9 protein-coding genes are annotated in these 12,780 nt (G+C 62.4%); 7 read left to right on the forward strand and 2 right to left on the reverse strand.

Annotation, left to right across the window (positions count from 1 at the left end):
* Positions 1-101 precede the first annotated feature (101 nt).
* From GH665_RS03045 to GH665_RS03070, 6 genes are all read left to right on the forward strand, one after another.
* Positions 102-680 carry a superoxide dismutase gene (locus tag GH665_RS03045; protein WP_153134615.1) on the forward strand — a complete coding sequence of 193 codons (579 nt, stop codon included), beginning with the start codon at positions 102-104 and terminating at the stop codon, positions 678-680.
* 339 nt (positions 681-1,019) lie between these two features.
* A complete protein-coding gene (gene tetH, locus GH665_RS03050) occupies positions 1,020-1,811 on the forward strand; it encodes a thiosulfate dehydrogenase (RefSeq protein WP_153134616.1) in 792 nt (263 codons plus the stop codon).
* Between the two features lie 8 nt (positions 1,812-1,819).
* Positions 1,820-2,851, forward strand: a complete 1,032-nt coding sequence (locus GH665_RS03055; RefSeq protein WP_153134617.1) for a molybdate ABC transporter substrate-binding protein — start codon at positions 1,820-1,822, stop codon at positions 2,849-2,851.
* 117 nt (positions 2,852-2,968) lie between these two features.
* Complete coding sequence (locus GH665_RS03060; protein ID WP_153138197.1) at positions 2,969-3,664, forward strand: c-type cytochrome; 696 nt, start codon at positions 2,969-2,971, stop codon at positions 3,662-3,664.
* An 83-nt stretch (positions 3,665-3,747) separates the two neighbouring features.
* Positions 3,748-4,596 carry a c-type cytochrome gene (locus GH665_RS03065; protein ID WP_246216264.1) on the forward strand — a complete coding sequence of 283 codons (849 nt, stop codon included), beginning with the start codon at positions 3,748-3,750 and terminating at the stop codon, positions 4,594-4,596.
* 550 nt (positions 4,597-5,146) lie between these two features.
* A complete protein-coding gene (locus tag GH665_RS03070) occupies positions 5,147-7,555 on the forward strand; it encodes a tetratricopeptide repeat protein (RefSeq protein ID WP_246216128.1) in 2,409 nt (802 codons plus the stop codon).
* Here GH665_RS03070 and GH665_RS03075 read toward each other — a convergent pair.
* Positions 7,539-11,123, reverse strand: coding sequence for an efflux RND transporter permease subunit (locus GH665_RS03075; RefSeq protein WP_153134619.1), 3,585 nt, complete (start codon positions 11,121-11,123; stop codon positions 7,539-7,541). The two genes, GH665_RS03070 and GH665_RS03075, sit on opposite strands and share 17 nt — an antisense overlap.
* Positions 11,124-11,352: 229 nt before the next feature.
* Positions 11,353-11,631, reverse strand: a complete 279-nt coding sequence (locus GH665_RS03080; RefSeq protein ID WP_153134620.1) for a hypothetical protein — start codon at positions 11,629-11,631, stop codon at positions 11,353-11,355.
* A gap of 402 nt (positions 11,632-12,033) precedes the next feature.
* On the opposite strand from GH665_RS03080, the gene GH665_RS03085 reads away from it, so the two are divergent.
* Entirely contained in the window at positions 12,034-12,615 is a 582-nt protein-coding gene (locus tag GH665_RS03085; protein ID WP_153134621.1) for a glycine zipper family protein, read from the forward strand.
* The last annotated feature ends 165 nt before the right edge of the window (positions 12,616-12,780 follow it).

Genomic DNA, 12,780 nt, shown 5'->3' on the forward strand with positions numbered 1-12,780 from the left:
CCGTTGGTTTGCGGGGTTATTCCAACTCGCCTACAATCGAGTGCTCAATAGCGTTATCCCGCAGACTCCCCCACAACAGATACAGACTGAAGGAAAGCACCATGGAACATACGCTCCCGCCGCTGCCGTTCGCCAGAAACGCACTCGTTCCGAACATGTCGGAAGAGACGCTCGATTATCACTACGGCAAGCACCATCAGGCCTATGTGACTAACCTGAACAATCTGATCAAGGGCACGGAGTTCGAGAACCTCTCGCTCGAAGAGATCGTCAAGAAGGCATCGGGCGGCATCTTCAACAACGCTGCTCAAGTGTGGAACCACACGTTCTTCTGGAACAGCCTGTCGCCGCAAGGTGGCGGCGCCCCGACCGGCGCACTGGCTGACGCGATCAACGCCAAGTGGGGTTCGTTCGACAAGTTCAAGGAAGAATTCGCCAAGACCGCAGTCGGCACGTTCGGCTCGGGTTGGGCATGGCTGGTGAAGAAGGCTGACGGTTCGCTCGACCTGGTGTCGACGAGCAACGCCGCAACGCCGCTGACCACGGACGCGAAGGCGCTCCTGACGATCGACGTGTGGGAACACGCGTACTACATCGACTACCGCAATCTGCGTCCGAAGTTCGTTGAAGCGTACTGGAACATCGTCAACTGGGAATTCGCGTCGAAGAACTTCGCGTGAGATTGCCGGTTGCAGCGTGACGAGATAGTTCGGATTTCCAGGTAAATTGAAAATCCGAATCGATCGCTGCGATTAAGTCTGAAAAAGGTAGTAAAACAGAAAGCCCTCCTTCGCGAGGGCTTTTTGCTTTTTGGGCGCTTCGCAAGTGGGCGCAGCCAGTCGCCGGTTGAATCATCGGCCACGCAAATACATTAAATCTGAATTCACGATTTCTTTTATCGATCAGATATCCCTAGACTTGGCAAACGTCAATACGGTTGCTGCCATGCCGATTGAATCACTCATGCACGCGCATTTTCGCGGCATCGGCCGTTCGAACAACAACAAGGAGAGACAGGCATGACTAACCCGACTACGCGCCGCAACGCGTTAAAGACGTTTGGCTTCGCCGCCGGTACGGCGCTGCTGGGCGCCACCGGGCAATCGCAGGCAATGGCCGCTGAGACGGCCTCGCTGCTGCCTGGCGGGGCAAACAATCTGACCGGATTGGCTCAGCGGCTGGCTGCGGCGCCAAGGCGGCGTGACTTCAAAACAGTGCCCATGATTCTCGATCATCCTGAGCAATGGGATCATGAGGCGCTGTCTACTGTCATCGGGTATCGGGGTGGTCCAAAACAGGTTTGGGACAATACCGAGCTTGGCGGACCGTGGCTGAACCTGATGCGCAATTCCCTCAATGCGCAGATCTGGTCGTACAGGCATCCGGATTTCCTCGTGGTATCGGCGACGCATGGGTCGGCCCATCTGGCCTTGTTCGACCAGGCAGCGTGGGACAAGTACGGTCTGGCGAAAATAAGCGGCAACAAACTCGCGGCCAACACGCTGCTCGACAGCAAGCCGGCCGAGGCGATAGGTAACGGCGACCATGAAAGCGCCGAAGGTGCCTTTTCTTCGCACGACAACAGCATTCCGGCATTGCTGAAACGAGGGGCGGTCTTTCTGTCATGTCACAACGCGATCTGGGAGCTGGCGGAGCGATTGCTCGTTGCCAACGTGAACCCGGACAAGTTGCAGCTGGACGCGCTTGCAGCCGATCTGACCAACCATGTCATCCCGAGTGCGATCGTGACACCGGGCGCGGTGGCGACTCTCGTCGAACTCCAGCAGGTCGGTTTTCACTACGCAAGTTAAGGATCCCCATGGCATTCACGCGCGCTCATCATCCGTTGCACGGGGCCCGACGGTTCTTGCGGTTAACGCTTGCGGCCTCGCTGTGTTCGCTCTGCTGCACAGCCGGAATTGCGTCTGCGTCGCCGGCTTCGCCGGAGACCGACGTTTTCCCGCCGTGGCAGCATGGCGAAAATAACGACTCGCTTGATCGGGGACTCGAGTTCACTGTCCCGCAGGTCGACGTACTGGCCGATTTCCACGGCAACCTCTCTTCGCCGAAGCTTGTGCTGTTCGTGGGCGGCAACTATTTCTTCGCGATGGCGCCACTTGTCGCGCAGTTCGAGAAAGACAACCCTGAATATCGCGGGCGGATTTTCTGGGAAACGATTCCGCCTGGTTTACTGGTCAAGCAGATGAAAGCCGGCGGTACGATCACGGTCGGCAATATGACGTGGACGGTCAAACCCGATGCCTATTTCGCCGGTCTGGCGAAGGTGAAAGAGCTCATTGCGGACGGTACGCTAACGGCTCCAGCCGTTCCCTACGTGACGAATCAATTGACGATCATGGTTCGTCGCGACAACCCTCAGCACGTCACGTCGCTCAAGGATCTGGCGAGACCCGGGTTGCGACTTGCCATGCCCAATCCGGAATTTGAAGGCGTGTCGCGACAGATCAAGGCATCGCTGGTGAAAGCGGGCGGCGACGCACTCGAGAAGGTCGTCTACGAGGATAAGGTGCGCGACGGATCGACCGTACTGACGCAGATACATCATCGGCAAACCGCGCTGTTTCTGATGCAGGATCGCGCCGACGCCGGTGTGCTCTGGAAGTCCGAAGCCTTGTTCCAGGAGCAGATCGGACATCCTCTTGCCCACGTCGATATTCCGGCCGATGAAAACACGACCGCGATCTATGCCGGCGCGCTGGTCAACGGCGCACCGCACCGGCAAGCGGCTCGCCAATGGCTCAGCTTCATTCAGTCTCCTGCCGCGTTTCAGATCTTCCAGCGATACGGCTTCGGCAAGTACGAACCGGCGTCGGGTCCGAGCATGCAATGATGCGTCGTGTCGATTCGACGAGAACAGTCGAACGCTGGTTGGCTGAAGACCAATACAAGAGCCAGAGCGGGTTACAACTCGCGACAATTTGAAGGAGACGAAGTGGACTATTCGGTCATGGGAGCGCGGCGCAGATACCTGAGCGTGCATCTGGCGTTGGCGAGCACGGTATTAGCAATGTCCGGTGCTCACGCTGAGGAGGTGGGCGCGGGACAAACCATCGCGATGCACGGCACAGCAAAGGGTGTCGCCGCCTGCATCAGTTGTCATGGGGCGAAGGGCGAGGGCAACGCCGCGGCGGGCTTTCCGCGTCTTGCGGGCATTAGTGCGGCCTATCTCGCGGCCCAGTTGACGGCGTTCGCCGACGGGAGCCGCCAGAACCCGATCATGCAGCCAATGGCGAAATTGCTGTCGGCGCGCGAGCGTGATGCGGTTGCGCAGTACTTCGCCGGACTGGCGCCACCTACTGGTATAAAAGCGGGCGACAGCGAGTCAGCCAGGCCTTCGGACGTGGGCGCATGGATCGCCACGCGCGGACGCTGGGATGTGGGTTTGCCGGCCTGTGTGCAATGCCATGGACCGGGTGGAATCGGTGTGGGCGCCACGTTTCCGCCATTAGCCGGCCAGCCGGCGTCTTACATAGCGAGTCAGCTGAACGGCTGGAAGAGCGGCACCCGGCCGCCTGGGCCCATGGCGTTGATGCCGGCCGTCGCGAGCAAGCTCTCCAGTACGGATATCACCGCCGTCGCCGCCTACTACGGCGCAGCTGATGCGCCGGCCGAAGGAATCTCTGCGAACGGGAGCAAGCAATGATCGATCGAACCTGGTTGGTTTGCTGTGTGCTTACCGGCATGTTGAGCGTGGTTGCCGGTTCGTGCCTCGCTGCCGGCGGTGAGATGCCGGCGTTGCCCGCTTCTTCTGCGCAAGCCCCGGCGTCGTCACCGATGACATCGTTCACGCCGCCGGCAGAATCGAGCATGCCGACGGACGGCTTCGGCAAGTCGGTCAGGCTGGGCGAGCAAATCTTTACGCAGACCAAAACGTTCGCCGGGAAGTACGTCGGTAATACCCTGAACTGCGCCAGTTGCCACCTCGATGCCGGCCGCAAGGCCAATTCGAGTCCGCTATGGGGCGCCTATCCGTTGTATCCGGCCTATCGGGCCAAGAACGGCCACGTGAACTCGTTCGCCGAGCGTCTCCAGGGATGTTTCATGTACAGCATGAACGGCAAGGCGCCACCGCTTGGCGATCCCGTGCTGGTGGCTTTGGAATCGTACGCGTACTGGCTCGCGAAAGGCGCGCCTATCGGTGAAAAGCTGCCCGGACAAGGCTATCCAAAACTTCCCGCACCCGCGCAAAAGGCGGACTACGCGAGAGGGAGTGCTGTCTATGCGCAGCACTGTGCGCTATGTCACGGCGCCGATGGGCGAGGTCAGTCGAGCGGCGGTCAAACCGTCTTCCCGCCATTATGGGGGGCTCATTCGTTCAATTGGGGTGCCGGCATGGGCGACATTCAGAACGCAGCCGGTTTCATCAAGGCGAATATGCCCCTGGGTCTGGCCGGTACGCTGACGGACCAGCAGGCGTGGGACGTGGCAACGTTTATGGACAGCCAGGAGCGCCCGCAAGATCCGCGCTTCAAGGACTCAGTTGCCGCGACGCGCGCCAGGTTCCATGACTCGCCGTACTCGATGTACGGTCAAAGCGTGAATGGCCAGGTGCTAGGCGCGTCCGGACCGCGATAACGGAATGCGTTGCCGCCGCGGCACAAGCTTGTGCGCGGCGGCTGATAGACCGCGCTTGCACATCCCCATGCTGTCGTATTCGCGCATCACATCTTTGCCGATTTATATCCATTGTTACTGACGGATTACTGAATATTTCTTTCGGCTGGCAAGCTTCGTCGGCATTCCGAATTGGGCATACGGTCTTGCCGAAAGCTCCCGGTCTCAGCATCGAAAGATTCGTCTTCTCCGTCCCCATCCTTTGAGCATAGTGCGCGCCGTACTGGGTATGCCCAGTACGGCCGCCATGCATGCTTACAGCCTCGCACCGCCAAGGTTTCCACGATGTTCCGCCACCCGGTCGGGGGCGGCGTCAATGCATTGCAACATGTTTCAGACGGTGGGCACCGGTAAACATCGGTAAGAACTGGCTCGTTATCGTTCGCTGGCGTTTATCCCCTTCGCGTAGCCAGCAGCCTGTCTCGCGCGATGGCATCACATCGACGTGATGCGGACCAGCGGTCCGGGTCGACGTGAGATCGACGACGAAATAGCAGTTCACCCGCGGGGCATGATGGAAACCACTCAGATTCTGGAACGCGCGACGGCACATCATCTCGCGGGTGAGTTCGGTCATGCGCGCGCGCTGTACGAAGCTGCGCTCGCGATTGCGCCCGACGACGCGAACGTGATGTTCCGTCTCGGTGTGCTCGACATGCAAGGCGGCGCGTACGACGCCGCGCTCGCCTGGCTCGATAGGGCGCTGACGCGCGCGCCTGACAACGCGCGATATCACTTCGTTCGCGGACAAGTCTTTGCCGCGGCCCAGCGGTTCGCTGAGGCGATCGACGCCTATCTGCAAGCGTTGTCATTCGACGCCAATTCCACCGACATACTGTTCGCGCTCGCCGCGGCGTTGCAATCGGCCGGTGAAGATGCGGCTGCGATCGAGACCTACGGATCGTTGCTGGCGCTCGAGCCGAACCACATCGACGCGCTTAACAACCTAGGCAACTGCTACCGGCAGCAGGGCGACGCGAAGGCGGCCGAAGCTGCATACCGCCGCGCGATCGCGGCGCAACCCGGCGATGCCAACGCCCTGACGAATCTCGGCACGCTGCTCGAGGCGGCCGGTCGTCTGGACGAAGCCGTGACTTTGCTCGAAGCGGCGGTGCGCGTGGCGCCCGATTCGCCGTGCGGCCTCGTGAACCTTGGTGTCGCGCTGCACCAGCGCGGCGAATTCGAGTCGAGTGCCATGTTGCTGGCGCGCGCGTTCGCGTTGGACCCCGCGTTCCCCGAAGCCGCCTACAACCTGGCCAACGCGCTGCATGCGCTAGGCCGGCGGCGCGAAGCGGTGGTTGCCTATCGGCGCGCCATTGAGCAGGCGCCCGCCCACGCGGATGCGTACAACAATCTGGGTATCGTCTATCAGGAGTCGGGCGAGCGCGAAGAGGCGGCGCAGGCGTTCGACGCGGCGATTCGCCTGCGCCCCGGCTTTGTGGCCGCGCTCAACAACGCCGCTACGCTGATGCGCACGCTTGGCCGCTTTGCCGAAGCGGAATCTCATTTGCACGAGGCGCTTGCCGTCGACCCGCACTACGCCGTCACGCAAAACAACCTGGGCAACGTGCTCAAGGACCAAGGGCGCCTCGACGACGGCATCGACTGCTATCGCCGCGCGCTCGCGTGCGATCCGTCGAACGTCGTTGCGCACAGCAACCTCGCTTATGCATTGACTTTTCAGGCAGAGCAATCCCAGCCGCTGCTGAACGAATGCCGCCGATGGTCCGCACAGCACGAGGCGCCTTATCGCGACACGCATGAACCGCATTCGAACGATGCGACACCGTCGCGCCGCTTGCATATCGGCTACGTGTCGCCGGACTTTCGTGAACACTGTCAGTCGCTGTTCACGCTGCCGCTTCTGTCGCATCACGACCACGCGCAGTTCGAGGTGTTCTGTTATGCGAGCGTCACGCGGCCGGACGATCAGACGCAGCGCGTGGCCCGTCATGCCGACGTATGGCGCGACGTACGCGACCTCGACGACGAGCGGCTTGCACAGGTGATTCGTGACGACCGCATCGACATTCTGGTCGACCTGACCATGCACATGGCGGACGGCCGCCCGCTGCTGTTCGCGCGCAAACCAGCGCCAGTGCAGATTGCGTGGCTGGCTTATCCGGGGACCACCGGCATCGAGGCGATCGACTACCGGCTGACCGATCCATGGCTCGACCCAGCCGGCACGGATGCACAGTACAGCGAACAGTCGATCCGTCTGCCGGATTCGTTCTGGTGCTACGACCCCTTGACCGATACGCCGGAGGTCAACGCGTTGCCCGCGTTATCGAAGGGCTATCCGACCTTCGGTTGCCTGAATAACCCGTGCAAGCTGAGCGACGCGACGTTCAGACTGTGGGGCGGCGTGATGCGCGAGGTGACGGAGGCCCGGCTCCTGCTGATGGCCCCGGATGGCGCGGCCCGTGCGAGTCTGCTCGACCGGCTCGGGTGCCATGGGATAAGCGCGGAGCGGGTTTCTTTTACGCCGTTCCGGCCGCGCGCGGACTATCTGCGCACGTATCACCAGATCGATGTCGGGCTCGATACGTTTCCGTACAACGGCCATACGACGAGCCTTGACTCGTACTGGATGGGCGTTCCTGTCGTTACGCGGGTCGGCGGCACGTCGGTGGGCCGCGCGGGGCTGAGCCAGCTGGAGAATCTGGGTCTGCGCGAACTCGCGGCGGACAGCGACGCACGGTTTGTCGAGGCCGCGGTTCAGTTGGTGCGCGATCTGCCGCGGCTGCGCGAGATGCGGGAAAACCTGCGGGCACGGCTCGCTGCTTCGCCGTTGATGGACGGCGCGCGTTTTGCGCACCACGTCGAGGCCGTTTATCGCGGCGTCTGGCTGGCGTGGTGCGAGCAGGTTCATCGTAGAGCGTCCGTTGGAGGCGAGCGCGCTACCGCTGTGCACTGATGCGCGAACGTCCGCCCGCCGCGCCCAATCTCAGGCGCAAACGGTCCACGTAAAGATAGATCACCGGTGTCGTGTAAAGCGTCAGTAACTGACTCACGATCAATCCCCCCACGATCGAAATTCCCAGCGGCCGGCGCAGATCCGCGCCTTCGCCGCTGCCGAGCGCCAGCGGCAGCGCGCCGAGCAACGCCGCGCAGGTCGTCATCATGATCGGCCGGAAGCGCATCAGGCTCGCCGTGTAAATGGCGTCGCGCGAGGACATGCCTTCACGCGATGCCACGATGGCAAAGTCCACCATCATGATTGCGTTTTTCTTCACGATACCGATCAGCAGGATCACGCCGATCAGAGCCATCACGGTGAATTCGACGTGAAATAGCATCAGCGCGAGCAGTGCACCGACGCCGGCCGAGGGCAGCGTCGACAGAATCGTCAACGGATGCGCGTAACTCTCGTAAAGCACTCCGAGCACGATATATACCGCGATCAGGGCGGCGAGGATCAGCAACGGTTCGTCTCGCAGCGATTGCTGATAAGTCCGTGCCGTGCCCTCGAAACTGCCGTGAATCGAGGGCGGCATACCGAGTTCGGCCATGGTCCGGTCGATAGCCGCCACGGCGGTCGAGAGCGGCTCGCCTGGCGGCAGATTGAACGAGATCGTGGTGGCGACGAAGTTGCCCTGGTGATTGACGCCGAGCGGGGTATGCCCCGGGTCGAAGCGTGCGAACGCGCTGAACGGGATCATCGTTTCGATCGAGGTACTGACCGACGCGCCAGCGGAAGCACTCGAATGACCGCTCGCTGCGATCGAGTTGATCGCGAGATTGCGGGCGGAATCGGCAGCAACCGATGCCGCGGTTGTAGCCGTCGTGCTTGAGGCGGTCCCCGCGCTGCCGCCGGACGATCCTATCGTCGCAAACGGCATTGCGCCGATGGCGGCTGTTGATGTCGTTGCCGTAGCGGTTGCGGTAGCGCTCGTGCTGCTTGCCGCCGACGCATCCAGCACGCTCGCTGTGCTACTGGTCGATGTGACGGTGGACACCGGCGGTTGCGTGGGGATCGCCGTTCCGCCTGCGCTCACCACCGCGCCCGCGCCGGTCGGCGGCATGGCGGGGTTCGACGGACCGCCTGTGCCCGCGTTCAGGTTCGCCGCACTCGCCACGATCACGGTGCCTGCCACTGCGTTGGTGGATTGCGTGCCGCTCGGATTGCCGGCGGACGTGCTCACGTACAGATCGTTGAGGGTTTGCGGTTGCTGCCAGTAACGCGGCGCGACCTCCATCACGACGTAGTACTGATTGAGCGGGTTGTAGATGGTCGAGACCAGCCGCTGTCCGTAGGCGTCGTAGAGCGTGTTGTCGAGCTGGGCCGGGGTGACGCCGAGCCTCGCGGCCGTCGCCCGGTCGATATCGATGTCTGCTTCCAGTCCACCCTGCTGCTGGTCGGAGTTGACGTCTTCCAGTTCCGGCAGCCCTTGCAGCGCCCGTGTCAGCCGCGGCGCCCACGCATACAGCTCTTTGCTCGAATCGCCGAGCAAGGTGAACTGGTATTGCGCGTTGCTTTGCCGTCCGCCGACGCGAATATCCTGCACCGATTGAAGATAGAGCCGTCCTCCCGGCACTGCGTTGAGTTGCGGACGCAAACGCGCAATCACCTGGTCCGCCGTTTCGTGACGCTCGGACAGCGGCTTGAGCGCGACGTACACCGAACCGGTATTGGTCTGCCGTCCGCCGGTGAAGCCGACTACGCTATCCACCGCCGGGTCGCCGCCGATGATCTTCATGATCTGTCTGAGCTTCGGCTCCATTGCCTGGAAGGAGATGCTTTGATCGGCCTGAATGCCGCCGATCAGGCGTCCCGTGTCTTCCTGCGGAAAGAAACCTTTCGGGATCACGATGTACAGATAGATGTTCAGACCAATCGTGGCGACGAGAATGGCGAGCAACAGTAATGGATGACGCAAAGACCATTCAAGCGAGCGCGCGTAGCCATCGTGCAGCGCTTGCAGCGGGCGGCCCAGGAAGCGCTGCCAGCCCTTGAGTCTGTTGCTGTTGCTTTGATCGCCGTGACCGTCTGCTGCATCCGCGCGCGTGCGCAGCAGACGCGAGCACATGACGGGCGTGGTGGTGAGCGAGACCACCAGCGATACGAGAATCGCCAGCGACAACGTGATCGCGAACTCGCGAAACAGCCGTCCGACAATGCCGCTCATCAGCAGAATCGGCGTGAACACGGCGATCAGCGAGATCGAGATCGACAGCACGGTAAAGCCGACTTCACGTGCGCCGACCAGCGCGGCCTGCATCCGCGTCATGCCGTTTTCCATATGCCGCGAGATGTTTTCCAGCACGACGATCGCATCGTCGACCACGAAACCGGTCGCGATGGTGAGTGCCATCAGCGAGAGGTTGTCGATCGAATAACCGAGCAGGTACATGAAGCCGAATGTGCCGATGATCGAAACCGGCACGGCCGCGGTCGGGATCAACGCCGCGCGGCCGCTGCCGAGAAACGCGAACACCACCAGGATCACCAGGACGACCGCGATCAGCAGCGTGGCCTCGGTATCGTGCAGCGAGGCCCGGATGGTGGTCGAGCGGTCGGAGGCTTCGAGCACGTCGACATCGGCGGGTAACGCCGGCTTCAGTTGCCTGATCAGCGCGCGCACGCTGTCCACGGTGCGAAGAATATTGGCGCCCGGTTGCCGGTACAGCATGACCAGCACGGACGGCTGATTGTCGCGCGAGAGGCCGAGATTGCGCAGGTCTTCGACGGAGTCGTCGATCTCCGCGACGTCGGAGAGTTTGACGCCGGCGCCGTTACGGTACGCGATGATCAGATCCTTGTACTGGTCGGCAGCGCGCGCCTGATCGTTGGCATAAAGCTGGTAGCGCGCGCCTTCGCTTTCGATGACGCCTTTCGGGCTGTTGGCGTTGGCGGACGCCAGCGCGGCACGCACGTCTTCAAGGCCGATGCCGTAGTGATAGAGCGCGGTGGGATTGAGCTCGACCCGCACGGCCGGGTTCGCCGACCCATTCACGTCGACTTCGCCGATTCCGGGCAACTGCGAGAGCGCCTGCGAGAGGATGGTCGAGGCGAGATCGTAGAGTTTGGCGCGCGGCAAGGTGTGCGAGGTCAGCGCCAGAATCAGGATCGGGGCGTCGGCGGGATTGACCTTGTGATAGGTCGGATTGCTTTTCAGACTGGCCGGCAAGTCGGCGCGCGCCGCGTTGATGGCCGCCTGGACGTCGCGCGCCGCCCCGTTGATGTCCCGATCGAGGCCGAACTGCAAGGTCACACGGGCCGAGCCGACGGAGCTTTGCGAGGTCATTTCGGTCACGTCGGCAATCGTCCCCAGGTGCCGTTCCAACGGACTCGCCACGCTGTTGGCGACGGTCTCCGGACTGGCACCGGGCAGGCTCGCCTGCACGGAGATGGTGGGAAAGTCCACCTGAGGCAGCGGCGCGACCGGCAAGCGGACGAAAGCGAACATGCCGGCGAGCGCAAGACCGAGCGACAGCAGGGTGGTGGCGACGGGGCGGTCGATAAAGGGACGCGAAGGGTTCATCAGCGATCGTCAGCGCGACAACAGGCGGGGGTGTGACGATGCTAGGGAAGGGCTTCGGTTGACGGGTTACGGATGTTTTTCCGGCGGTTACCCGGTAATGGGGTGGGAAACAATTGTCAGGTCGGAGCCTGCCGGGCTGGCGCCGAGTGCAAGCTTTGTCACAGTTGGTAACTGCGGCGAGCCCGGAGGACCCATGTCCGGCGCAGATTCAGACCGTGCGGACATCCAATCAAGGTTGCGTGGAAGCGGCCCCGGTCGAATCGGAATCCGTCGACATCTGCCGATGCCGGTGACCGCGGCCGCCGCCGGTGGATGCAACCGTGCTTGCCGGCGCGGGCGGTGGCGGTGGGTGATTCATGTACTGAAAATTCTGCGCGATCGAGGCACTGGGAAATGTCGTTGTCGGCGCGACGAGCACGCTGCTCGTCAGCGGCGCGTCCGACTGCGCGAAGGCGGGCGATATGCTGCCGGCGCAAGCCGCGGCCACTACGAAAACAAGCCGGTTCATCGAGTGATCCTCTTTCTCTCATGCATGGATTGACGCGGCACGAGCCATGGGTGAGCGCATGTTTGGCGGCGTTGCCGTGCGGTTCGCGATTGCATGCTTCGCCGGTCCGATAGCGCGACGCAGGTGCCATGCTGGTGTCGGCCAGTTTAGGCCGGATGGTGTGAAATCAGATTGCCGTCACGCTTACAAGCGTTACCTCATATGACGTCGCCGGACCGGCGAGCGAGGCATCATTCCCGCACGGTGAGGACAGTGCGCAGGCCACGCCGCGGGTCGCAGTCCGGGTCGAAGTCCGGGTCGAAGTCCGAATGTAAGCGAAAAACTTTCTGTAACGATCTGGTAACCAAGGACGGTAGCGATTGGCCTAACGTTTAAATTCCAATGTCCTTGAAGCGTACCAACATGATCTCCAGCACCAAGTCGATAAGCATCGCCATACCTGCTGCGGCCGTCGCGCTCGCGCTCGGTGGTTGCGCGGTGATGCCGCCGAGCGGTCCGAGCGTGGTTGCCCTGCCGCGCAGTGGCGAGCCGCTCGGCCAGTTCCAGCAGGACGACTATGCATGCCGCGACTACGCGAATCGCTCGACGGATCCGAACGGCACCGCGTCGCAGGCAGCAACCACGAACAGCGTGAACAGCGCGGCGATCGGCACGCTCGGCGGCGCGGCGGTTGGCGCACTGATCGGCGCGGCGGCGGGCAATGCCGGCGCGGGCGCGGCGATCGGCGCGGGCAGCGGGCTGTTGCTCGGCGGCGCGAACGGCGCGAATGGCGCCCAGTATTCGGCCGCGGGTTTGCAGGCCCGCTACGACGCCTCCTACGCGCAGTGCATGACCTCGAAGGGCAACACGATCTCGCAGCCGCCACAGCCGGCCTATTACGCGCCGCAGCCAGCCTACTACGCACCGCAGCCGTACTACTACGCGCCGCCGCCGAGGTATGTCGCGCCGCCCCCGGTGATGTACGCGCCTTATCCTTACTACTGAGGTCGGCTGCCTCGCTTAACTGGGGCGAAGCGTTTGCGCCGGGTACCAGGCAAGCTTGTTGCTGTAAAGCTTTTGTCATGTCTGGCGGAAAGACACGAAACCATGGCGGCTAAGCGCCCGGCAAACGGCGTACGTTTGGATCGAGGGCTGGGGCCGCCGCCTGTC

Origin of the sequence: Paraburkholderia agricolaris (assembly GCF_009455635.1) — a bacterium.
Classification (GTDB): domain Bacteria; phylum Pseudomonadota; class Gammaproteobacteria; order Burkholderiales; family Burkholderiaceae; genus Paraburkholderia; species Paraburkholderia agricolaris.